Source organism: Marinomonas sp. UCMA 3892, from assembly GCF_012726345.1.
GTDB lineage: Bacteria > Pseudomonadota > Gammaproteobacteria > Pseudomonadales > Marinomonadaceae > Marinomonas.
On the sequence record NZ_PTXN01000004.1, the window covers coordinates 117,337 to 140,945 of the forward strand.

The following is a 23,609-nucleotide window of genomic DNA, read 5'->3' on the forward strand; positions in this document are numbered from 1 at the left end:
GCATGACCTGATACGCAATTTCGATTGTGACCTTTTGTAAATTGATGAACTATGGAATCGTAAGACGAATACGAGCCAGTGCAGGTATCGCGTCTGAATATAAAAAGCACATACACAAAAGCTAACTCACTAGGGACCAGATAAAAATGAAAATGACATTACTCGCCAGTGCTATCATGGCTACATCTATCTTCGCTCTACAAGCTCAAGCTGCAGACGTACCAGCAGGCGTAGAATTAGCGGCTAAACAAGAACTTGTTCGTGGTGGTGGTGCAGAACCAGCAACCCTTGATCCACAAAAAATGGAAGGCACACCAGCTTCTATCCGTTCTAAAGATCTTTTTGAAGGTTTATACAACCAAGATGGTGACGGTAACCAAGTACCAGGTGTAGCAGAAAGCTATGACGTAAACGCCGACAACACTCAATACACCTTCCACCTTCGCAAAGATGCCAAATGGTCTAATGGTGACCCAGTTACCGCTGAAGACTTTGTTTACGCTTTCACTCGCGCAGTTGATCCTAAATTGGCATCTCCATACGCTTGGTTTATGGAAATTCCTGCGATTACTAACGCCTCCAAAATCATTGCCGGAGAAGCCGACCCTTCTACTCTTGGCGTTAAAGCACTAGACGACCATACTTTCCAAGTGACGCTTGAGCGTCCAGTCCCTTACTTTGTAAAAATGACCTCTCATCAAACCATGTTCCCTGTACCGAAAAAAGTGGTCGAGAAATGGGGGGATAATTGGACAAAACCAGAGCATATGGTATCTAACGGTGCCTATAAAATGGACGAATGGGTCGTTAACGAAAAAATGGTGTTTACGCGTAACAAAAACTATTGGAATGATGCAAAAACCATCATCAACAAGGTTACCTATTTACCAATTGAATCCCCTAATGCTGAGCTAAAACGCTTCCAAGCGGGTCAAATGGATCTTAGCTACGAGATTCCAAATGATCACTTCAAACAACTCATGCGAGACATTCCTGATGAAGTTGTCGTAACACCAAAACTAGGCACCTATTACTACCAATTCAACATAACAAAAGCACCATACAACGATGTCCGAGTACGTAAAGCGTTGTCCTATTCCATTGATCGTAACGTGATCACAAAGTTTGTAACGGGCACAGGTGAACTACCTGCGTATTCTTTCACACCAGAAGTAGTAAACGACTTTTCACCGGCAACACCTGAATACGCAACTTGGTCACAAAAAGAACGTGACGATAAAGCCAGAGCGTTACTAGAAGAAGCGGGCTATGGCAAAAGCAATCCACTGTCTTTCAGCTTGCTTTACAACACCAACGAAAACCATAAAAAAATCGCCATTGCGATCGCTTCTATGTGGAAAAAAACCTTAGGCGTGAACGTTACTCTGGAAAACCAAGAATGGAAAACTTACCTAGAATCGAAAAAGCATCAGCAATTTGATATTGCACGTGCCGGTTGGATTGGTGACTACAACGAAGCCTCTACTATGTTAGATCTTCTAACCACTACTCACGGTAATAACGACGGTAAATACAGCAACGCAGAATACGACAAGCTATTGCACGATGCGCGTACCATGCAGCACCCTACAGAGAACTACAACAAAGCAGAAGAAATCGCTATTGAACAAGATATGGCGGTTGCCCCTATTTATCAATATACCGAAAAACGTTTAGTAAAAAGCTACTTAGGCGGTTATATGCCTAACCCAGAAGACAACGTTTACGTGCGCGATATGTACATCATCAAGCACTAAGACGCTGTTTTATCGACTAAATAGTACTTAGAAATTAAAAAGTACTTTGTGTTAAACCATGCCCAGTGCTTTTAGCGCTGGGCATCTCTTGAATTCTCACAGGTTCCTAGCATTAGCCGTTATTTGTAGCGCCTAATCCGGTAATTTTTATGCTGACATTTATTTCAAAACGCATTTTAGAAGCCATTCCAACATTGTTGATTTTGATTACGGTTTCTTTTTTCTTAATGCACTCGGCTCCCGGCAGCCCATTCTCCAGCGAGCGTGCTTTACCCCCAGAAGTATTGGCAAATATTAACGCCAAATACCATTTAGATGAGCCGGTAATTAACCAATATTTTTACTATCTTGGTGGCTTACTTCAAGGCGACCTAGGACCTTCTTTCCGTTATAAAGATTTCACTATCAACGAGCTGATTGCACAGAGTTTTCCCGTCTCTGCTGAGATCGGTATCTGGTCTTTTCTTGTTGCTCTACTCGTTGGTGTGGGTTGCGGAATTATCGCGGCACTGCGCCAAAACTCTTGGTTAGATTACAGTGTTATGGGCTTTGCAAACCTTGGTATCGTGCTGCCAAATTTTGTTTTGGCTCCTTTGTGTATCCTGTTTTTCTCTATTTATAACCATTGGTTACCGCCCGGTGGCTGGAATGGTGGAGCTTGGCCTTACTTAGTAATGCCTGTCATTGCCATGTCCACCAGCTACATTGCGCAAATCGCACGTATTACTCGTGGCAGCATGATTGAAACCATGCATTCCAACTTTATTCGTACTGCGCGAGCCAAAGGCTTGCCGAAATATCGAATTATTTTCCAGCATGCTTTACGCCCAGCTATGCTGCCGGTTATTTCCTATCTGGGTCCTGCGTTCGTCGGCATCGTGACAGGTTCTGTGATTGTCGATGTGTACTTTGGTACTGGCGGTATTGGTCAGCACTTTATTAATGGCGCATTGAATCGCGACTACTCCATGGTCATGGGCGTCACCATTTTGGTAGGTACATTAACGATACTATTCAATGCGGTTGTCGATATTTTATACGCTGTTATTGATCCAAAAATTCGCTACTAAGGCCGTACTATTATGATTACTACAAAAGACAAAATTCAGGCCGTCGAACAATTCGCCGAAAAAGTGGTTGAAGTCGAAGGTCGCAGTTTATGGCAAGACGCTCGTCGTCGATTTTTTTCTAACCATGCCGCTGTAACCAGCTTAATTGTACTCGCCATTATTACGGCAATTGCTTTGATAGGCCCGTTTTTCAGCCAATGGAATTACGACGATATCGACTGGGAAGCACTATCTGATATTTCTACTTTGGGCCGCCCAAACATTGAAAACGGTCATTACTTTGGTACCGACACTCTAGGCCGCGATATTTTTGTTCGTACCATGCAAGGCGGGCAAATCTCTCTATTGGTCGGCATCATGGGCAGCGCGGTAGCTATTGTAATAGGTACCCTTTACGGCGCAGCATCGGGGTACATTGGTGGACGCGTTGACAGTATAATGATGCGTTTCTTGGAGATTTTGAACTCCTTCCCTTTCATGTTTTTCGTAATCATTTTGATGACTTTGTTTGGTCGTCATATCTTCTTGATCTTCGTCGCCATTGGCGCAATTTCTTGGCTCGACATGGCGCGGATCGTACGCGGTCAGACCTTAAGCTTGAAAAACAAAGAATACATCGAAGCGGCTTACGCTTGTGGTGTCTCTACACCAAAAATCATCTTGCGCCACATTGTGCCAAACGTACTAGGCATCGTGGTTGTTTATGCCACGTTGTTGGTACCGAATATGATTTTGCTTGAGTCTTTTATCAGCTTCTTAGGACTCGGTGTCCAAGAACCGATGACCAGCTGGGGCGCGTTGATTTCTGAAGGCGCTCAGAACATGGAAATTGCCATTTGGCAATTAGCTTGGCCTCTTGGTTTCCTAGTTGTGACTCTGTTTTGTTTTAACTTCCTCGGCGATGGCTTACGCGATGCGCTTGATCCAAAAGACCGCTAAGGAGATTTTATGAGCTTATCAAATTCTAAAAATTTGTTAGAAGTTAATAACTTACGCGTTAACTTCAGAACACCAGATGGTCTTGTGACTGCGGTAAATGATCTGAACTTTACCTTGGCGCAAGGCGAAACTCTCGGTATCGTGGGTGAATCTGGTTCTGGTAAAAGCCAAACGGCATTTGCCCTTATGGGCTTGTTGGCAGGCAATGGCATTATTGAAGGGGAAGCACGCTTTAACGAGCAAAACATTCTGACCCTGAATGAAAAAGCCATGAACCGCATCCGCTCCAAAGAAATTGCGATGATTTTCCAAGATCCAATGACGTCATTGAATCCTTATATGAAAGTCGGCAAACAGCTGATGGAAGTCTTAATGCTGCACAAAGGTATGAGCAAAGCCGAAGCGTTTGAAGCATCGGTTAAAATGCTTGATGCCGTGAAGATGCCTGAAGCACGCAAACGCATGAACATGTATCCACATGAGTTTTCTGGCGGTATGAGACAGCGTGTGATGATCGCTATGGCTTTGTTGTGCCAACCGAAACTCTTGATTGCGGATGAGCCAACCACCGCTCTAGACGTGACGGTACAAGCACAGATTCTCACCTTGCTGAACGAGTTAAAAGACGACTTCAATACTTCCATCATTATGATTACTCATGATTTGGGCGTGGTCGCAGGCTTATGCGACAAAGTACTGGTTATGTATGCCGGACAAACCATGGAATACGGCACAGCAGAAGACGTGTTTTATCGCCCTACCCATCCGTATACTCAAGGTTTGTTAAAAGCGATTCCACGCCTAGATGCCGATGACGAGAAGCTATCAACCATTCCGGGTAATCCACCAAACCTGTTACAGATGCCATCTGGTTGCCCGTTCCAAGCCCGTTGTGAGTTTGCTAAAGATCGCTGTGGTGAAAGCATGCCACCGCTTGAAGAATATGCACCGGGCCAACTACGAGCTTGTCATAAATCCGTTGATGGATGGGTCGTCTAATGAACACCGAAAATAACATCTTAATGGAAGTGAATAACTTAAAAGTTCACTTCAATATCAAGTCTGACAATGCATGGCCATGGGAAAAAGGCCAAGCACTAAAAGCCGTGGATGGCGTTAATTTAACTATTTATGCTGGGGAAACTCTCGGTGTAGTAGGCGAATCTGGTTGTGGTAAATCCACACTGGCACGCGCTTTACTTCGCCTTGTTCCAATTACCGAAGGCAATGTGGTTTGGCTTGGACAAGATCTGACGGATCTAGACAAAAAACAAATGCGCGACAAACGCCAAGAGCTACAAATGATCTTTCAAGATCCATTGGCATCTCTTGACCCTCGTATGACAGTAGGCGATATCATTGCGGAGCCACTTAAAACCTTTCGCCCAGAACTATCAAAAGAAGCCGTAAAAACTGAAGTTCGTAACATAATGGATCGCGTGGGGTTATTGCCTAACGTGATTAACCGTTATCCTCATGAATTTTCTGGTGGCCAGTGTCAGCGTATCGGCATTGCTCGTGCCCTGATTCTTAAACCCAAATTAGTGGTGTGTGATGAGCCAGTATCGGCTCTGGATGTGTCGATTCAAGCTCAGGTCGTAAACCTGCTAAAAGAGCTACAAGCGGAAATGGGCTTGTCTTTGGTGTTTATTGCTCACGATTTGAGTGTGGTAAAACACATTTCAGATCGCGTATTGGTGATGTACTTGGGCAATGCGGTCGAGTTAGCTAGTAAACGCGCCCTGTACGAAAACCCTCAGCACCCATACACCAAAGCCTTACTATCTGCGGTGCCAGTACCTGATCCAAAAGTAGAACGTGGCAAAAAAATCCAGTTATTAACGGGAGACTTACCCTCTCCGATCAGCCCACCATCTGGTTGTGTTTTCCGTACGCGTTGCCCCCATGCAAATGAAGGTTGCGCGCAACAAAAACCGACTTTACAAGTGTTATCGAATGAGCACCAAGCCGCATGCTCACGTCTTGCTGACATAACTTAATACATCTATTAAGTACGAAGAAGATACAGGCAAAACCAATTAAGCTGTTTTGAGGTTTCTCAATTAAGAGCACCAAAAACAGCTTAATTGTCTATAAAACCCGCTATTCTTTCATTTCAAAGCGAGTATTCATCACACAAGTTCATATTTTTGTCTATCATAGAGTAAAAATCAGTCAAGCAACTAAGTTAGGCTCTTATTCATGCGTTTATACTCTTTCTATACAAATCTAAATCCTCTTGTATTACTGTTGTTAGGTGTTATTTCTATTGCGTCCTACGCAGCGGATAAACCTAAAGGTAGAGTAATACTGACTGTATCTGGGGCGATTAATACTTCAAATTCAGAGCAGGAATTGGCTTTTGATTTAGCCATGTTAGAGACTTTGCCACAATATTTCATAACTACTCATAATCCATGGACAAAAGGTAGTCATACTTACCAAGGCTTTTCTGCCGTGGACCTATTAAAACAGTTAGGCAGTACAGCCACATTTTTACAGGTTACCGCTCTTAATGAGTACATGACTGAAATCCCCCTTAGTGACTTTACGGAAAACGGCGCGATTTTAGCAACTCATCTAGACGGAAAGCCGATGAGTGTTAGGAATCTCGGTCCTATTATGGTGATCTATCCATTCGATGAACGTGAAGAGCTTAAATCAGAGATGTATTATGGTCGCTCCATCTGGCAAATTGATCGCATCAAAGCTGTTGTGGTAACGGAGTAAAAATGGAGCGCTTGTTTAAAGGAAATACTTGGCTATCCAAATTCAAGCTATGGGTCCTGTATGGCTTTATAGCTTTTATTATTGCCATCACCATTGCTGTATTCGGCATTATCACTTACACCAGTGATAGCTCAAAAAACAACAGTCGGCGCGTTTTTGAAAGCTCTTTATGGAACACTCTACAACTGCAAATACAGTCATATCGTTTTCTCAATTACTTAATAGCATTAAAAGATAGCGATTACCCTCTGAACGGCAATGCCTTTTTTGAATATGACTTACTAATGAGTCGCGTAGATTTGCTTAGACAAGGCGATGTTGGCTCTCTGATTCGCACTTTTGAAGGCGGACGTACCACCAGACTGTTAAATATTATTAACGGCGAGTTAGAGTTACTCAGTTTCAATTTATCTAAAATAGAAAGTGGCGATACTTCCTATCTACCAGATTTAATTGAACGTATTCAACGTATCGAAGATCAAATTAATGAATTTGTCACGTTAGTAAACAAAGGTAGCAATGAGTTCATCAGTAACCAACATCAAGCATTGCAGAAAAATCTAGATCATATACAACTGCTCTCAATGGCACTGTTAGCCTGTTTACTTTGCTTATGCTTTTTTACCATAAAAGGGTTAACTGAACTCAAAAATGTCATTAGGCGTAATGAAGAACTACAATTAGATATCCAAGCGGTTAATGAAGATAAAGCCCATTTACTTTCCTTCGTGAACCAAGAAATACGCTCCCCCATAAATGCTATTTTAGGAACCGCTAAAACACTAAATGGTGCAACGTCAAAAAGTGACATAGAGGTGCTATCAAAGCATATTGACGAATCAGGTCATCAATTACTGCAAACTATAGAAATGCTCTCAGACTTAGCATTAATTGATGCCAAGCAGCTAACACTTAACCCAACGACCGAGTGCTTACAAAAGAGTATTGAAGATTGCCTTGCTATTTTTGAGCCTCAGATGACTCGAAAAAACCTACAAAGCATCCTCTATATCGACCCTCTTTTGCCCAAAGATATCAGCCTAGATTTTATCAGGACGAAAGAAATCATTGTTGCGCTGCTGCAAAATGCCATCACACATACGCCATCAGGTAGCATTAGTTTGCAAATTAGACCCTCAGCACTAAGTGCGCCTCAAATACCACTAGCTACAGATACAAAAGATATCCGAGTACTACAAATTGCCCTTAGAGACACAGGGCTAGGTATGCCAAGTGAGTTACAACAAAATCTAAGAGTAAACCCGTCTTTGCCTATGCAAAAAGAAGGACCGCTGCCCAGTAAAGTCGGCTTAAGTCTGGCGTTATGCCACAAATTGGTTTATCTAATGCAAGGTGAGATGCATTTTTCCTGCGCACCGCAAAAAGGCTGTGAATTTTGGGTAGATATACCTTTTTATGTTCCCAACGATTGCCCGTCGACAAAACAGCTAAACTACTTTCAATGCCAAGATCAAACACAAGCATTGATCATTGAAACAGACATACATCTAGCTAAAATTATTAGTTTGCAGCTTACAGCATTTAATATCGACGCAGTTATTTCAAAAGATGGTAGCCTGCAAGAATACAAAAACTACGATATGGTTATTCTGGGTAATACTCCTAGATTCGAACGCGATGGCAATGATGCACTACAACAATGGAAAACAAAGTCATGCCCTATTCTTAGCTATCATCCTCAAGCGGTTAACAATCCAGAATACCAAATCATACCTTTACATTTTCCACTTACGCAGACCCAACTAGAGCCACTTCTTGCAGGCCTCTTTTCATCTCAAAAAACAGCATCCCAAGAAACATCGTCAAAGGCCCATAAAAATGATTGATCACGCCCATCTAGATTCTCTTATTCAGCTACTAGGAAAGGACACAATTAACACAATACGCTTGGAGTTTGTTGACGACAGCAATGAAAAAATGGCGCAGCTCATGCAAGCTTGGGAAAAAAGAGACCATCAAGAATTGAAGCAAGTGAGTCATTCACTCAAGTCCGCCAGTTTAAATATGGCTATGCAGGTATTTGCTAAACAATGCCAGTTGATAGAAACAGCAGCAACACAGCATAGTGAACAAGGTATGCAAGCCATCATCGATGGCCTGCCCGCCATTCATCAAGCATCATTAGACGAGCTTGAAGCGTACTTTTTATAACAAAAATTTAACGCGGTTAAATTGACCAGCTAAAATCTGTAGCTTCAATAAAAGTCGCTACAAAAGACTCTAAACCGGCTTGGTCAACAGCAGAGAATCGACCTACTTTTGGGCTGTCCATATCAAACACTGCGATCAGCTGGCCATTGACGACAACAGGGATGACAACTTCGCTAGCAGAGGCAGCATCACAAGCGATATGACCATCAAACGCATGTACATCTTCAATTCGTTGAGTTTGCAAGGTAATTGCTGCCTTACCACATACACCGCGACCGAGTGGAATACGAGTACAAGCCACCTTACCCACGTACGGCCCAAGCACTAATTCTTCACCTCGAGCAAAATAGAACCCCGACCAATTCAGATCCGTTACGGTTTGCATAACAAACGCTGAAAATTGCGCAGCATTGCAGATAAAATCACGCTCTCCGCTTAACAAAGCTGCTAGTTGGATATTGAGTTCTTGATAAAACTCTTCAGAAGAGCCTGTAGAATGAGTTTCTATGGTAAACATCGTATTTCACACCAGTTAAAACGAAAAACTGATGATAGCAAAGTCAGTCGAATAGCCCACTAGAAAACAAGAAGAATTAATTCCGAAAGGATCAAAGAAGACAAAATAAAAAAAGAGAGAATCAGGAAAAGTCGATCCCTTGGTTTTATAAACAAACCAAGGGATCGACAACAGCACCACTTATTACTTTTTCATTTCTGCAGAAAGATCATTCACGTTCACATGACGAACATCGACGCCTTTCACCATGAAAATCAAATGCTGGCAAGTATGACGAGCATGATCGCCGATACGCTCTAAAGAACGTAATACCCAAATCACATTAATCACACGAGAAATACTGCGAGGGTCTTCCATCATATAGGTCACCAAAGAACGCATTGCGGTATTGTATTCTTGATCCACAGTTCGATCTTGTTTCGCCACCTTAATAGCCGCTTCGATGTCTAAACGCGCATAGGCATCTAAAGAATCATGAATCATGCGAGATACCATCTGACCGATGCGATTAATCTCAACATAACCACGAGGAGATTCACCTTCATTGATCAGATTCAATGTCAGATTAGCTATTTTCTTCGCTTCATCGCCAATACGCTCTAACTCACTCACCGCTTTACTAATCGACAAAACCATACGCAAATCAGATGCCGCAGGTTGGCGCTTAGCCAAGATACGACGGCACTCTTCGTCAATCAAACCATCTAACTGATTTACCGTAGAATCTTGGTTTTTCACGTCTTCTGCTAAAGAGCCGTTCGCGTCTAATAAAGCCTGTACCGCATCTTGTACTTGGTTTTCAACAACACCACCCATAGTCAAAAAGTGTTGGCGAAGCAGTTCCAGCTCATTGTTAAACTGCTGGGAAATATGATCCGTTGTTAATTCTTTCATAATGCGTCCTCCGCCTAGCCGTAGCGGCCCGTGATGTAGTCTTCTGTTTGTTGTTTGCTTGGGTTAGTGAACAAAGTGTTCGTATCGCCAAACTCAATCAAATCACCCATGTACATAAACGCTGTGTAATCAGATACGCGCGCTGCTTGCTGCATGTTGTGTGTCACAATCGCGATAGTGAACTCGTTTTTCAACTCATGAATCAACTCTTCGATCTTCAAGGTTGAAATAGGGTCCAACGCTGAAGCAGGCTCATCAAGCAATAGAACTTCTGGTTTTACCGCAACCGTACGAGCAATAACCAAACGCTGTTGCTGACCACCTGACATACCCAAAGCGCTTTCATGTAGACGATCTTTTACTTCGTCCCATAACGCCGCAGAACGAAGTGCCCATTCAACCGTTTCATCAAGCAGACGCTTTTTGTTAATACCCTGAATACGAAGGCCATAAGCGACGTTTTCATAAATACTTTTGGGGAACGGGTTTGGCTTCTGGAACACCATGCCAACACGACGACGTAGCTCAGCAACGTCTGTGCCCTTAGCGTAGATATTCTCATCACGTAAGTTAAGCTCACCTGTAATACGGCAACCATCTACCAAATCATTCATGCGGTTAAAACAACGTAATAACGTCGATTTACCACAACCAGAAGGTCCGATAAACGCAGTTACCTTCTTCTCTGGAATGATCATGTTCACACCTTTCAGCGCTTCTTTTTCACCGTAATACAGGTGCAAATCGTTTACAGATAGGCAAACGGTTTCATCTTCAATGCGCAACGCCTGTTGGCTACGCTGCATTGCTGAAATATCAATTGAGTGTGTTTTAACGTCGCTCATAATAATCTCTTCTCCGCCGCTTACATTTCCAGCGATTTGTATTTTTCACGTAAATGATTTCGGATCGTTACTGCTGACAAGTTTAGCAAAGCAATAACCACCACAAGCAATAAGGCTGTTGCGTACACAAGAGGTCGTGCCGCTTCCACGTTAGGACTTTGGAAACCAACGTCATAAATATGGAAGCCTAGGTGCATGAATTTTTGATCTAAATGGATGTAAGGGTAATTACCATCCAATGGCAATGATGGCGCTAGTTTCACTACCCCAACCAACATCAATGGTGCCACTTCACCTGCCGCACGAGCGACCGCCAAAATAACCCCAGTCATAATAGCCGGACTCGCCATTGGCAACACCACCCGCCACAAGGTTTCAAACTTAGTTGCACCCAAAGCCAAGCTGCCTTCTCGCACGTTGCGAGGAATACGCGACAAACCTTCTTCGGTTGCTACAATCACTACAGGCACAGTCAATAGCGCTAACGTGATAGACGCCCACATTAAACCACCGGTACCAAAGGTTGGTGACGGTAACGCTTCTGGGAAGAACGCTTGGTCAATGCCGGAGCCTAAGAAGTAAATAAAGAAGCCAAGACCAAACACACCGTAAACGATAGAAGGTACACCCGCTAAATTGTTTACCGCGATACGAATGGTACGTGTCACCCAACCTTGAGAAGCATATTCCCGTAGATACACCGCAGCTACCACACCAAATGGCGTTACCAGAACCGTCATCAGCAGAACCATCATGACCGTACCGAAAATGGCTGGAAACACACCGCCTTCTGTATTCGCTTCACGTGGTTCGTCAGACAAAAACTCCCATACTTTGGTGAAGTAGAAGCTCATCTTCTGCGGCACATTCATAGCGTTTGCACGGTAGGCGTGAACAATCTTGGCCACTGGCATTTCATGCACAGAGCCGTCCATCACTTGCACAACAAAAGTATCGCGGTTGATTTTGGCATAAAGGTCGATCAGGCTTTGCTGAAGGCCTTTGTACTCTTCATCGTATTGACCACGTTCTGCTGCAAGATCTGCCGCTGCCGCTGGTGTTAGCTTGTTTTCTAGCTCTAAACGACGTTGCTCAAGACGAATACGCTCCAATGCGTAGTTGATCTTACCAATGTCTTTTTTCTCAATTTCATGGATCTCATCGAAAAGAACGGCTGCACGTTCAATGCTCTTCTCAAACGCATTCCATGTCGCCATAGCAGAATCAGTTGGCGTCAGGTCTGTGGTTTCAGAAACAATCTTGCCATCTTCTTTCACTGCTTTAAGGTAGCCATATAAGTTACCCCATTCACGACGCTCAGCGGTGAATAACATTTCTGGACGTTTAGTGTCGGTTAGATATTCATCGATGACCCAACGAAAATCCGAACCGTACACATCACGGTTACCAGTTTTCATGAGAGTACGTTGCATCAACTGATGTTGATCTGGAATAGCAATTCCCGCTTCACGTAATTGAGCAGCAGGAACTTCCACGCTCTCGACACGTTCTGCAACAATGTTGTATTCGGTTTCACCTGGCAAAGCATACTTAGCTTCCACCACATCCGCAGGCCAAAAATGCCCTAAACCACGCACTGCAATAAGCAGTAACAAACCTACAACCATAATGACTGAAATAGCCACTGCGCCTGCGTTTAGCCACACCCATGGATCACCAGACTTGACCCATTCAGATACGGATTTTTTCTTCATTTTCATTTCAGTACTCATTATAGCGACCCGTATTTTTTGCGTAGGTGCTGACGCACGGTTTCAGCGATTGTGTTCACCACAAAGGTGAAGATAAAGAGCACAAACGCCGCTAAGAACAAGATACGATAGTGAGAACTTCCCACCTCAGACTCTGGTACTTCTACCGCCAAGTTGGCTGCTAGAGTCCGCATACCCTCAAAGATGTTGAAATCCATAATCGGCGTATTACCCGTTGCCATCAATACAATCATGGTTTCGCCCACCGCACGGCCCATACCAATCATTACCGCGGAGAAAATACCAGGGCTTGCTGTTGGCAATACCACACGAGTCATGGTTTGCCAGTAAGTCGCACCCAACGCCAATGAGCCTTGAGTTAACGCTTTTGGCACACTAAAAATGGCGTCTTCAGTAATCGAGAAGATAGTCGGGATAACCGCAAAACCCATGGCAAACCCCACCACCAGCGCGTTACGTTGGTCAAAAGTGATCCCTAGATCATGAGTAATCCAGCCACGAATATTGCCATCAAAAAAGTTCAGCTCAATAATTGGGCTCATCGCCAAACAGAACCAAGCCAAAAATATGATGACAGGGATCAGCAACATTGGTTGCCAACCTTCTGGAACCAACCAGCGAATTTGCTGAGGCAAGCGAGACCAAATATAAGCAAACAATAGAATACCGATTGGCAAGACGACGAAGATACTAAACGTCGCCGCTAGATTTTCTTCTAAGAAAGGAGCAAAGAACAAACCGGCTAAGAAACCCAAAATTACCGTAGGCAAGGCTTCCATTAATTCGATCACGGGTTTGATCTTACGACGTAATGCAGGCGCCATGAAGTAAGCGGTGTAGATAGCACCACAAATTGCCAATGGTACTGCCATCAACATCGCATAAAACGCTGCTTTCAAAGTACCGAATGCCAATGGCATCAAGCTGTATTTAGGTTCGAAGTCATTGTTCGCCGCAGAAGACTGCCAAGTGTAAGTCGGCTCTTGGTAACCTTCGTACCACACCTTGCCCCACAAAGAGGACCAAGAAACTTCAGGGTGTTCATTTTCTACGTGGAAGAAATGCACACCTTTACTGTCTTCTAACAGCAAACCGTTTGCACGTGGTGCAAAGCTGATTAGACGAGCAGTTTTATCACTCAATTTTTCATTCAGTACTTGGCGAGTCGATGTTGCATTGTAGATAGCGACCAAACCACGCTCATCCAAGGTAGCAAAACCTTTGCGACGTTGCTCCATTGCCAAATCAACTAAGGCTACAGGTTGTTTTACGTCACGAATAAAGGTGAGTTTTTCTTCGTTTGTTTGGTCGTTGCGCACGTTGAACCATTGGCTCACTCGACCAGAAGAATCCGCCACCATAATAGAAGACTTGCCTAATAGATAAGTCATCGAAACCAGCTTGGTATTAGCATCTTTCAGCAGTGCTATTTCATCTTTAAGCTCGATGTTATCGAAATCTCGAAGATCAAATTCACTCATGGCGCCAGAACGCGTCGCCACATATAGATAACGCTGATCACCACTAAGTAGCATGCTAACCACATCAGGAACAAAAGGTAATGGCTCGCTCTGCGAACTCAATTCCACTTCATCAGTGATAAAGTTTACGTCTTTCGTTACTTTAGTAATCGCGCTTTTTTGGTCGCCAATCGCCGCCATGGTTAAACTGTCGCTACCATCACGAAGCGCTAGCTTCTTGATCGCGAAATCCGCCACATCAACAGGTTCTTCACCATATGGGTATTCAACCACTGGCGTGATTTTACGTTCGCCACCAGGATAAGAAGTCTTGTAATCGTGTTTTACAATCAGCGCTTTACCGTCTTCATAACCAAACGCCATTAAATGGCTAGTATCTGATTCAACAGCAAAGGCGGTTACTTTTTCAGTACGAAGATTTTTGACAATATCGATCACGCTGCCATCAGCAACAGAGAAGAAGACAATACTACCATTACTCGCCACTCGCATACCGATTTCAGCTTGCTCTTCGGTAGTTAAGTAAAGGCTTTCACCTTGATCCTGTGCAGGCAAGGTGTAGCTCGCCTTAGGATCAATACTAGCGCTAGAAAACAATGGCGCCACTTCATAAAGTAAATAGAAGCAAATCAGCAGCACAGCCAAAATAACACTGCTGCCACCCACGGCAATACCCATTCCAGCCATACGGTCTTTCAGGGCGCGAATTTTACGATGACGCTTTAAAGCTGGCGTATTGAAATCCAGTTCAGGCATCTGATGGTCAGTTGATTTAGTCATCCGCATTCATCTTTGTTGTGTGACATTTTTTTATGTGACAGTAGTGTGACAGCCTACTGCACAGAGAAAAGTAGGAGAGCGTTTCGGCCCTCCTACTTTAAGCATCTAATCCGTAGCTCACTACAGCGCTGCTTAGTTAATACCTAGATCTTTCAGATATTTACTAGCTACTTTCGCTGGAAGAGGTACATAACCGTCTTTTACAACAACCTCTTGGCCCATTTTAGAAAGAACCATTTTCACGAACTCACGTTGTAGTGGTTCAAGCGGCTTATTAGGCGCTTTGTTTACGTAAACGTAAAGGAAACGAGATAGTGGGTATTTGCCAGATGCCGCATTTTCTACAGTCGCATCGACGAAAGCACCACCTTCTTTCTTAGTCAAAGGAACAGCACGTACAGAAGACGTTTTGTAACCGATGCCAGAGTAACCAATACCGTTAAGAGAAGTTGATACAGACTGAACAACAGAAGCAGAACCAGGTTGCTCGTTTACACTGTTTTTGAAGTCACCTTTAAAAAGCGCGTGCTCTTTGAAGTAACCATAAGTACCAGATACTGAGTTACGACCAAATAATTGAATGTCGCGTTTAGCCCAAGCACCGTCTAGACCAGCTTTGCCCCAAGTAGTGATGTCTTCGCTGTGACCACCCTTACGAGTAGAAGAGAAGATTGCATCCACTTCTGGAAGAGACAAACCTTTGATTGGGTTATCTTTATGTACGAATACCGCTAGAGCATCGATAGCCACTGGGATAGCTGTTGGCTTGTAACCGTACTTTTTCTCAAACGCTGCGATTTCTTTGTCTTTCATTGTACGAGACATAGGACCGAAGTTTGAAGTACCTTCAGTCAATGCTGGTGGCGCAGTAGAAGAACCAGCTGCTTGAATTTGAATATTTACATTTGGGTATAGACGCTTGAAGTCTTCTGCCCATAATGTCATCAAGTTTGCTAGGGTGTCAGAGCCAACACTTGAAATATTGCCAGAAACGCCACTTGCTTTGCTGTAAGACATCAAATTTGAATCAACATCTGCAAAAGCGTTAACAGAAACGCTTACTGCCGCTGTCATCGCTAAACCTGCAACTAGTTTTTTCATCACATAAACCTCAGTGGTTGTAGTCAAATATTTATGAGCAACTGCCCATAGCTCGTTCGATGTTTTGTACTATAGGAAAGATATGTGACAGAAATGTTAAACAATGAAATATTTCAAAAATAAATTATGCGTCTTGACAAAACCAAAAGGAAATCGACACGAGCAAACAGCAAGTTTCTTTGTCCATACGATTTTAATCGCTGTAACATATTCCAACACTACGCCATTGAAAGGGCTCATTAAGTTGTTCAAACGTCAAAATAAACGCTTATCTAATCGTTACTTACTATTGTCTTTAGTAGTAGCGCTTGTGCCCTTATTGGTTTTTTCCGGACTCTATGACACTTATCTGAATCAGCTAGTTATAAAAATATCAAGTGAACAATTAAGCACGCGCGTAGCGACTGTTCAGAATGAATTTCAGGCCAATCTTCGTGAGAGACTTTATCAGCTTGATGTCCTTGCCGATGAATTAGACAACCCCCAAATTTATACGCTTGATGGAGCTCAGTCGTTGTCTTCTGAATTGCAAACTTTGCTAAGAATTCAAACAGATTTACAAAATGTCTATGGCATTGCATTTTTTGATGAACACAAACAATACTTGTGGAGTTTTCCTGAATACGCCTACTCGCAAAATCGCTACGATCAATCCTTGATCTATCCTGTTACACAATTTGAAGACGCTGGCATTTATGGTCCAGAAAACTATTCATTTGATCGCCCTTCTTCGGTCTTATTATTAAAACAAATCAATACCAGCAGCTTTGCCATCGAACATGCGCCATACATCGGCATCATTCTGCGCTTTAATTCACTCGCTTCTATACCCAAGATACTTGGTGTCGATGGTATTTATACACCATTATTAGATGTTCCTGGTGATCGTTTATTTGATATCGTCGGTCAGCCTGTAGACAAAGATACAAGCATTAATACCAGTTATGATTTGCTGCCCAACTGGTCTCTCAAACTGCGTCAAAACAAAGATCTTTCTAGCCCACCAAGTGCAGAAATGCGTTACTGGCTGATTCTCTTGGTACTATTTACCGCCGCAGGCCTATTACTGCTGCATTGGTATATTTCAAAACGCTTAAACCGACAACTGGATAAACTCATTGATCGCGTCGAAAGTATTGCTGCTGGCGATTTAGACTCACCAGTGCCATTGCAACCAGGAACAGAATTAAAACGATTAACCTTAGCCATTGATCGCATGCGCTTACAACTACATCACGTAATTCAAGCATCAGTAGAAATGGAGAGACAAGCCTCATTAGGACAACTGGCGGCAGGATTAGCTCATGACATTCGCAATCCGCTGACCATTATCCGTATGACGATACAAACTTTAATTAAGCGAGAATCCAACCCGCAACATAATGAAATGCTGGTGATGGTTGAAGAAGAAATAGAACGCGTTAATCGAGTCATTGAAAACTTGCTAAACTTCGCTCGACCGACACAACCAAAATTAGAGAAGATAAGCTTAATAGAACTGCTAGAAGGTATTCGAGCACTGGTAAATGCGTCTGCCAGAAAACAAAATGTTGGGATTACGTTAGACTGTGACCCTTTACTTGAGATAACTGCGGATTTGTCTCATATTCGACAGATTTTAATGAACTTAATACTCAATGCGATTCAGGCAATGCCAACAGAAGGTGGCCAAATCACCTTGCTTGGCTCAAAGAAAGATGGGCAAATCATTTTATCCGTAATCGACAATGGTAAAGGCATTCCAACCTCTCTCATGCCACGAGTATCGGAACCTTTCTTTACTACTAAGTCTGCTGGCACAGGATTAGGATTAGCAATCTGTCATGTATTAGCCAAGTCCAACCATGCTGAACTTTCCATTGAAAGTCAGGAGAATGCTGGCACTAAAGTTCAATTATGTTTTCAAAACGACCGGATAGAAGAAGATAAATATGAGTAGCCTAACTGTTTTGGTAATAGATGATGAACCCAACTTGGTTCGCAGCATCCAGTTCTCCCTTAATGACCAAAACATAGATCTCCACGCAGCGTATTCTGGAACCGAGGGTATAAAAACGTTTACAACCTTAGTTCCAGACGTCGTGTTATTGGATTTAGGTCTACCAGATATGTCCGGCTTAGACGTATTAACTCAGTTAAAAAGCCTATCTGCTGACACGCCAGTCATCATGATTTCCGCACATGGTGATACTAGAACCGCAGTAAAAGCAGTAAAAGAAGGCGCACTCGACTACATCACCAAACCGTTTGATATTGATGAGTTAGAACTTTTAATTCGTCGCTGTGGTGAACAGCAAAAGTTATCAAAAGAACTGCGCTTTTTGCGCTCTAAGCAAATCCATACGCATCGTATTATTGGCAATAGCCATAACACCCAACAACTCCGTGACATGATAGAACAAGTAGGTAGGAGTGCTGCCAAAACCATTTTGATCTCAGGGCAATCCGGAACAGGAAAAGCCTTAATTGCGCGCAGCTTGCACGATGCTCGTTTTGATGATGCTCCTTTTATCGAAATAAATTGCGCTGCACTACCTGAACAGCTTATCGAGGCAGAGCTATTTGGTGCAGAACGCGGTGCCTATACTGGCGCAGTACAAAAGCGAGATGGTCTTATTTCATTGGCAGATAATGGCACATTATTTTTAGATGAAATTGGCGAAATGCCATTAGCCATTCAAGCAAAATTACTGACGTTTCTAGAGAATCGCGTTTATCGCTCCATTGGTGGAGGAAAAGAACGCAAAGCCAATGTCGTGGTTATTGCCGCCACCAACAAAGACCTTAAAGAGGCCGTTGATGCCGGTACTTTCCGCGCCGATTTGTACTACCGACTCAATGTGGTACCAATTAATGCCCCAGCGCTAAGAGAGAGAACGGAAGACATTGATTTATTAGTAAGTTTCTTCAGTGAGCAGTTTGCAAAACAAGAAGGCTGTAACCCGCCAATTTGGAGCGATGACGTTATTTTTCAACTTAAAGCCTACTCGTGGCCGGGTAATATTCGGGAACTCAAAAACTTAGTCGAACGCATTACTATTTTGTATCCAGGCCAAGCAGCCATGCCAAAACATTTACCAAGCGAATATCGACAAAACCCACTGCCCCCTAAAATAGAGGACTCAAATTACTCTTCGTCAGTAGAAAACAAAGAACGAGAGCTAATTCTCAGTGCTTTAAGCAAATGTGGCGGCAGAAAAGGCCTTGCGGCCGAACAACTCGGCATATCTAGGCACGCGTTAAAACGCAGAATACAAAGACTTCATATAGATATTTAAACTCAGAAAAAATAACAATAAGAACGCCCTTATGAAAAAATTAACCTGGTTACTCGCCCTATTAGGATGTTTCACCATAACAAACAGCCAAGCCGAAATAGTGCTAGGCAATCAAGACAAAGCAGACATAAATGTTGGCTGCCTTTTTCCACTTACTGGACGTGGCGGTTTATATGGCGAAGACAGTAAAATTGGTATTCAGCTAGCACTGGAACAGTTGGCAAACAAAACTGATCACTATCCTAGTTTAAAAATCATTATTGAGGATTCTAGATCGAAGGCCTCACGAGCCACACGTTTAGTAAAAGAATTGGTAAGAAACCATCAAACACGTTTCATTTGTGGCGTGGTGAATTCATCTATTGCGTGGCAAGTTGCCCAAGTTGCAGAGCAAGAAAACGCCTTTTTTATTGGCACTGATCACGCTTCATCTCGCATGACAGATACAGGCAAGCGCCCTTTATATTTTCGAGTCAGTAATAACACCCAACAAAGTATGCTGGCAGGAGCCAAATATATTCGTGAGCATTTTCCGTCTTCCGCCAGCAAACCCATTAAAATTTCCTATATTGGCCCAGACTACGAGTACGGCTACACCATGTGGGATGATTTAGAAGATGCCCTTAAACAGCAACAAGTTAACTATGAAGTCGTCACTACTTTATGGCCTAAACTTTATGAACCAAACTACTTTACCTTTATTCAGGCACTACTAGAGAAGCCAACAGATTTGATCGTAAATGCCATGTGGGGGGGCGATCTTGTCACCTTCATTCAACAAGCCAATAGCACTAATCTTTTCCAACATGCACGTTTTGCTAATTTCGACACTGGCGCCAACTTTGAAGTCCTTGCAGCATTAGGCGAAGACATGCCCGAAGGACTCATTTTGGCATCTCGTCATCACAATAACTGGCCAGACACAGCATTTAATCAATGGTTTGTATCACGCTTCCATGAGTTAAGCGGACGCTATCCTTCTTATGCTGCAGAAGGTGCGTACTCAGGCATTATGGCCATTGCTGAAGCCGTTCACCTTGCGGGGGTCGATGCAACTAACGAAGAGTTACAAACCGTACTTGAAAACTTAGTAATTAAACTACCTGAAGATCCCGTAGGTTTTTCGTCCTACATGGACGCAAACACTCACCAACTTCAGCAAGTTATTTCCATCGGAACCTCGACTAAAGACACCTCCCTTCCCCCAGCAGCACGTTTGCTGCATAACTGGTCGGTTTACTACCCTGATCGTCGTCAATCACACTAGTTTTATGAGCGGTTACCGATCATAAAATGGCGATCGTCATGATCGGTAACCGCTCAAAAACATCCTTTTAGGCATACCGAAAAAAAACATTTTTTATATTTATCAAATAGATAGATATTATTAAAAAACTGGCATCCTGCTTGCTCTTATCTAAAAAGCAACATTGTTCTTAGTAAAAAAATAATAAGAGCGCGCATTAACACAAATGCCATCCTATCTCATAAGACCTCCCAGCGACTTGAGTGGCCTCTTATTGATTATTTATTTTGAGCAATGACGTGTTCGTCATCTGTTTATGGGTCCTTTGTGATCCTAGCAACGACAAAAACAGAGCGTCTTAAAATAACCAATATAAAGGTGATACTCATGTTAAAAGACATGTCACTTCTAAAAACTCGCTGCTTAGTCAATGGCGAGTGGGTCGAAGCCAAAGCAAAAACCACACACCCTGTCACGAATCCTGCGACCGGTGAAGTCATCGCAGAAATTCCTCACCTTTCACCTGAGGAAATCCCGGCCGTTATAGAAGCGTCTCGCATTGCACAAAAAAAATGGGCAGCACTCACCGCCAAAGAACGTTCAGTGATTTTAAGACGCTGGTTTGAGCTGATGATCGAGAATACCGACGACCTAGCCCTATTGATGACATCAGAACAAGGCAAACCGTTAGCTGAAGCAAAAGGCGAAATTGGCTACGCGGCTTCTTTCATTGAATGGTTTGCTGAAGAAGCAAAGCGCATTTATGGCGACACGATTCCAGCACCTCGCGCAGACCAGAGACTAACCGTTATCCGTCAACCTATTGGTGTAACCGCCGCGATTACCCCATGGAACTTTCCAGCCGCGATGATTACACGTAAAGCCGCGCCAGCACTGGCTGCAGGATGCTCAATGATCGTTCGTCCTGCGGACTTAACGCCGCTTACTGCGTTAGCCATAGGCGAATTAGCACAACGTGCCGGTATTCCTGCAGGCGTTTTTCAAGTCATCACGGGCTCTGCTAGCAAACTCGGCAAGGTTCTTACCGACAGCCAAGTCGTTAGCAAGCTGTCATTCACAGGATCAACGGAAGTCGGTCGCTTATTAATGGCGCAATGCGCGCAAACCATCAAAAAAGTCTCTTTGGAACTTGGCGGCAACGCGCCCTTTATCGTCTTTGATGATGCAGATCTTGATAAAGCGGTCGAAGGCGCTATGGCTTCTAAATACCGTAACGCGGGACAAACCTGTGTTTGCGCAAACCGTATTTTGGTTCAGCGCGGTGTTTATGAAGCATTCACTACGAAACTAACCGAAAAAGTCAAAGCGTTAAAAGTAGGTAGCGGTGTTGAAGCTGGCACCGACATTGGTCCTATGATCGAAGAAAAAGCCATCACTAAAGTAGAAGATCATATCCAAGACGCCATAAGCAAAGGCGCTAAGCTGGTCTTTGGTGGCGAACGTTTGGGAGGACTCTTCATACAGCCAGCGATTTTGACCGGTGTCACTGCTGACATGAAAGTCGCACAAGAAGAAACCTTTGGTCCGATGGCGCCGCTGTTTGCGTTTGACACCGAAGAAGAAGCCATCGCCATGGCAAACGATACGATTTTTGGACTCGCCGCGTATTTCTATACTCGCGATCACGGCCGCATGATCCGCGTATCAGAAGCGCTGGAATACGGCATGGTTGGTCACAACACAGGGTTGATTTCAAACGAAGTTGCACCTTTCGGTGGCGTCAAACAGTCTGGTCTTGGACGCGAAGGCTCTAAGTATGGCATCGAAGAATATCTCGAAATGAAGTACGTATGCAGCGCTCTATAAGCCAGCAACAGTAGCCAACAACAATAAACTGGAGATCATTATGACTGACGGCATCAAACCTTTTTCTTTTAATACGCCCGGCTCCATGCACCTTGAATGGGGTGGCGCAAAGCGTCTTGGTGAACTGCTTGGCGAGTGGTTCAAAGAACGTAACTTATTAATCGTCACTGACAAATTTTTGAATGAAAGCGGCCTATTGGAACAAACCAAAGACTCGCTAAAAAAACACGGTTTCACGGTAACGGTATTTGACGATGTGGTCGCGGATCCACCAGAACACGTGCTAATGGAATGTGTCGAGCAAGGCAAGAAAAGCCATGCCGATATCGTTCTAGGCTTGGGTGGCGGGTCTTCTATGGACATAGCCAAATTGGTTGCTGTCATGCTGACATCGGAACAACCACTCTCTGAACTGTACGGCATAGGTAAAATCACTGGCACCAGAACACCATTGGTACAAGTTCCTACTACGGCAGGCACAGGTTCGGAAGTGACCAACATCACCATTCTTACCACTGGCGAAACCACCAAAATGGGCGTGGTATCGCAGCAGTTGTACGCAGATCGCGTCTTGTTGGATGCCGAGTTAACTGTTGGTCTGCCAGCGTTACCAACTGCAGCAACCGGCATTGATGCCATGGTTCATGCTATTGAAGCCTACACGTCGGTTCATCTTAAGAATCCGTTGTCAGATGCCTTGGCGAAAGAAGCTTTACGTTTGTTGAGCAAAAATCTAGTCACGGCGTGCCAAGATGGGCAAAACCGCGCGGCCCGTGAAGCCATGTTATTGGGGGCAAACTTAGCGGGCCAAGCCTTCTCTAATAGCCCAGTGGCCGCAGTTCACGCCCTTGCTTATCCATTAGGCGGTCATTATCACCTACCTCATGGCTTAACGAACGCTCTCATGCTTGGTCCAGTCTTACGCTACAACATGGCAGTTGCTGCGCCATTGTATGCGGAACTTGCCGATGTCGTTCTGGGTTATTCAGATGAAGAGATGGAAATACGCTCAGCGAAATTCGTCGATTTCATGCAAAAACTGATGAACGAATCTGGCGCACCGCAGCGCCTACAAGATGTTGGTGTCACCGAAGAAAGCCTACCAACACTTGCCAAAGACGCCATGTTACAAACCCGTCTGTTAGGCAACAACCCTGTTCCCGTCACTGAAGAAGATGCATTGGCTTTGTATCAAGCTGCTTTCTGATTCTAAACAACCTTGCCCCATGAAAATGGGGC

At 43.7% G+C, this 23,609-nt stretch carries 19 protein-coding genes; 13 read left to right on the forward strand and 6 right to left on the reverse strand.

Annotation, left to right across the window (positions count from 1 at the left end):
* Positions 1-146: 146 nt before the first annotated feature.
* From B6N13_RS07135 to B6N13_RS07170, 8 genes are all read left to right on the forward strand, one after another.
* Positions 147-1,757 carry an ABC transporter substrate-binding protein gene (locus B6N13_RS07135; RefSeq protein WP_012072064.1) on the forward strand — a complete coding sequence of 537 codons (1,611 nt, stop codon included), beginning with the start codon at positions 147-149 and terminating at the stop codon, positions 1,755-1,757.
* 149 nt (positions 1,758-1,906) lie between these two features.
* Positions 1,907-2,827, forward strand: coding sequence for an oligopeptide ABC transporter permease OppB (oppB, locus tag B6N13_RS07140; RefSeq protein WP_012072065.1), 921 nt, complete (start codon positions 1,907-1,909; stop codon positions 2,825-2,827).
* Positions 2,828-2,839: 12 nt separating this feature from the next.
* A complete protein-coding gene (gene oppC / locus B6N13_RS07145; RefSeq protein ID WP_169458962.1) occupies positions 2,840-3,766 on the forward strand; it encodes an oligopeptide ABC transporter permease OppC in 927 nt (308 codons plus the stop codon).
* Between the two features lie 9 nt (positions 3,767-3,775).
* On the forward strand, positions 3,776-4,765 hold the full coding sequence (locus B6N13_RS07150) for an ABC transporter ATP-binding protein (RefSeq protein WP_012072067.1): 990 nt from the start codon (positions 3,776-3,778) through the stop codon (positions 4,763-4,765).
* Positions 4,765-5,766, forward strand: a complete 1,002-nt coding sequence (gene oppF / locus B6N13_RS07155; protein ID WP_012072068.1) for a murein tripeptide/oligopeptide ABC transporter ATP binding protein OppF — start codon at positions 4,765-4,767, stop codon at positions 5,764-5,766. The genes B6N13_RS07150 and oppF overlap by 1 nt, the downstream gene beginning before the upstream one ends.
* Positions 5,767-5,968: 202 nt before the next feature.
* Positions 5,969-6,496: a molybdopterin-dependent oxidoreductase gene (locus B6N13_RS07160; protein WP_012072069.1), complete on the forward strand. Its 528-nt coding sequence runs from the start codon at positions 5,969-5,971 to the stop codon at positions 6,494-6,496.
* Between the two features lie 2 nt (positions 6,497-6,498).
* Positions 6,499-8,343 (forward strand): HAMP domain-containing sensor histidine kinase, encoded by a 1,845-nt coding sequence (locus B6N13_RS07165; protein WP_169458963.1) that lies wholly within the window; start codon positions 6,499-6,501, stop codon positions 8,341-8,343.
* Complete coding sequence (locus tag B6N13_RS07170; protein ID WP_169458964.1) at positions 8,336-8,668, forward strand: Hpt domain-containing protein; 333 nt, start codon at positions 8,336-8,338, stop codon at positions 8,666-8,668. The genes B6N13_RS07165 and B6N13_RS07170 overlap by 8 nt, the downstream gene beginning before the upstream one ends.
* A gap of 16 nt (positions 8,669-8,684) precedes the next feature.
* Here B6N13_RS07170 and B6N13_RS07175 read toward each other — a convergent pair whose 3' ends face one another.
* The 6 genes from B6N13_RS07175 to B6N13_RS07200 form a co-directional block, all read right to left on the reverse strand.
* On the reverse strand, positions 8,685-9,185 hold the full coding sequence (locus tag B6N13_RS07175) for a GAF domain-containing protein (protein ID WP_169458965.1): 501 nt from the start codon (positions 9,183-9,185) through the stop codon (positions 8,685-8,687).
* Between the two features lie 183 nt (positions 9,186-9,368).
* Positions 9,369-10,079, reverse strand: a complete 711-nt coding sequence (gene phoU, locus B6N13_RS07180; protein ID WP_012072073.1) for a phosphate signaling complex protein PhoU — start codon at positions 10,077-10,079, stop codon at positions 9,369-9,371.
* 14 nt (positions 10,080-10,093) lie between these two features.
* Positions 10,094-10,924, reverse strand: a complete 831-nt coding sequence (pstB, locus tag B6N13_RS07185) for a phosphate ABC transporter ATP-binding protein PstB (protein ID WP_012072074.1) — start codon at positions 10,922-10,924, stop codon at positions 10,094-10,096.
* Between the two features lie 20 nt (positions 10,925-10,944).
* Positions 10,945-12,657: a phosphate ABC transporter permease PstA gene (gene pstA, locus B6N13_RS07190; protein ID WP_248280260.1), complete on the reverse strand. Its 1,713-nt coding sequence runs from the start codon at positions 12,655-12,657 to the stop codon at positions 10,945-10,947.
* Entirely contained in the window at positions 12,657-14,918 is a 2,262-nt protein-coding gene (locus B6N13_RS07195) for an ABC transporter permease subunit (RefSeq protein ID WP_169458966.1), read from the reverse strand. The genes pstA and B6N13_RS07195 overlap by 1 nt, the downstream gene beginning before the upstream one ends.
* A gap of 132 nt (positions 14,919-15,050) precedes the next feature.
* Positions 15,051-16,019, reverse strand: coding sequence for a phosphate ABC transporter substrate-binding protein PstS family protein (locus tag B6N13_RS07200; RefSeq protein WP_012072077.1), 969 nt, complete (start codon positions 16,017-16,019; stop codon positions 15,051-15,053).
* A 244-nt stretch (positions 16,020-16,263) separates the two neighbouring features.
* Here B6N13_RS07200 and B6N13_RS07205 point away from each other — a divergent pair, with 244 nt between their 5' ends.
* The 5 genes from B6N13_RS07205 to B6N13_RS07225 all read left to right on the forward strand — a co-directional run bounded on the left by B6N13_RS07205 (position 16,264) and on the right by B6N13_RS07225 (position 23,577).
* Positions 16,264-17,958, forward strand: a complete 1,695-nt coding sequence (locus tag B6N13_RS07205) for a sensor histidine kinase (protein WP_169458967.1) — start codon at positions 16,264-16,266, stop codon at positions 17,956-17,958.
* On the forward strand, positions 17,951-19,297 hold the full coding sequence (locus tag B6N13_RS07210) for a sigma-54 dependent transcriptional regulator (protein ID WP_012072079.1): 1,347 nt from the start codon (positions 17,951-17,953) through the stop codon (positions 19,295-19,297). Before B6N13_RS07205 ends, B6N13_RS07210 begins: the two co-directional genes overlap by 8 nt.
* Positions 19,298-19,328: 31 nt before the next feature.
* Positions 19,329-20,564, forward strand: a complete 1,236-nt coding sequence (locus B6N13_RS07215) for an ABC transporter substrate-binding protein (protein ID WP_012072080.1) — start codon at positions 19,329-19,331, stop codon at positions 20,562-20,564.
* Between the two features lie 366 nt (positions 20,565-20,930).
* Positions 20,931-22,370, forward strand: a complete 1,440-nt coding sequence (locus tag B6N13_RS07220) for an NAD-dependent succinate-semialdehyde dehydrogenase (protein WP_211172801.1) — start codon at positions 20,931-20,933, stop codon at positions 22,368-22,370.
* A 40-nt stretch (positions 22,371-22,410) separates the two neighbouring features.
* Positions 22,411-23,577, forward strand: a complete 1,167-nt coding sequence (locus B6N13_RS07225; RefSeq protein WP_211172802.1) for an iron-containing alcohol dehydrogenase — start codon at positions 22,411-22,413, stop codon at positions 23,575-23,577.
* The last annotated feature ends 32 nt before the right edge of the window (positions 23,578-23,609 follow it).

Bases quoted from the DNA above. Each gene is read 5' to 3' on its own strand.
- B6N13_RS07135 (WP_012072064.1), top strand. From the start codon at position 147: ATGAAAATGACATTACTCGCCAGTGCTATCATGGCTACATCTATCTTC.
- B6N13_RS07175 (WP_169458965.1), bottom strand. From the start codon at position 9,185: ATGTTTACCATAGAAACTCATTCTACAGGCTCTTCTGAAGAGTTTTAT.
- B6N13_RS07195 (WP_169458966.1), bottom strand. From the start codon at position 14,918: ATGACTAAATCAACTGACCATCAGATGCCTGAACTGGATTTCAATACG.
- B6N13_RS07215 (WP_012072080.1), top strand. From the start codon at position 19,329: ATGAAAAAATTAACCTGGTTACTCGCCCTATTAGGATGTTTCACCATA.
- pstA (WP_248280260.1), bottom strand. From the start codon at position 12,657: ATGAGTACTGAAATGAAAATGAAGAAAAAATCCGTATCTGAATGGGTC.
- B6N13_RS07160 (WP_012072069.1), top strand. From the start codon at position 5,969: ATGCGTTTATACTCTTTCTATACAAATCTAAATCCTCTTGTATTACTG.
- pstB (WP_012072074.1), bottom strand. From the start codon at position 10,924: ATGAGCGACGTTAAAACACACTCAATTGATATTTCAGCAATGCAGCGT.
- B6N13_RS07210 (WP_012072079.1), top strand. From the start codon at position 17,951: ATGAGTAGCCTAACTGTTTTGGTAATAGATGATGAACCCAACTTGGTT.
- B6N13_RS07150 (WP_012072067.1), top strand. From the start codon at position 3,776: ATGAGCTTATCAAATTCTAAAAATTTGTTAGAAGTTAATAACTTACGC.
- B6N13_RS07225 (WP_211172802.1), top strand. From the start codon at position 22,411: ATGACTGACGGCATCAAACCTTTTTCTTTTAATACGCCCGGCTCCATG.
- oppC (WP_169458962.1), top strand. From the start codon at position 2,840: ATGATTACTACAAAAGACAAAATTCAGGCCGTCGAACAATTCGCCGAA.
- oppF (WP_012072068.1), top strand. From the start codon at position 4,765: ATGAACACCGAAAATAACATCTTAATGGAAGTGAATAACTTAAAAGTT.
- B6N13_RS07170 (WP_169458964.1), top strand. From the start codon at position 8,336: ATGATTGATCACGCCCATCTAGATTCTCTTATTCAGCTACTAGGAAAG.
- phoU (WP_012072073.1), bottom strand. From the start codon at position 10,079: ATGAAAGAATTAACAACGGATCATATTTCCCAGCAGTTTAACAATGAG.
- B6N13_RS07165 (WP_169458963.1), top strand. From the start codon at position 6,499: ATGGAGCGCTTGTTTAAAGGAAATACTTGGCTATCCAAATTCAAGCTA.
- B6N13_RS07220 (WP_211172801.1), top strand. From the start codon at position 20,931: ATGTTAAAAGACATGTCACTTCTAAAAACTCGCTGCTTAGTCAATGGC.
- oppB (WP_012072065.1), top strand. From the start codon at position 1,907: ATGCTGACATTTATTTCAAAACGCATTTTAGAAGCCATTCCAACATTG.
- B6N13_RS07200 (WP_012072077.1), bottom strand. From the start codon at position 16,019: ATGAAAAAACTAGTTGCAGGTTTAGCGATGACAGCGGCAGTAAGCGTT.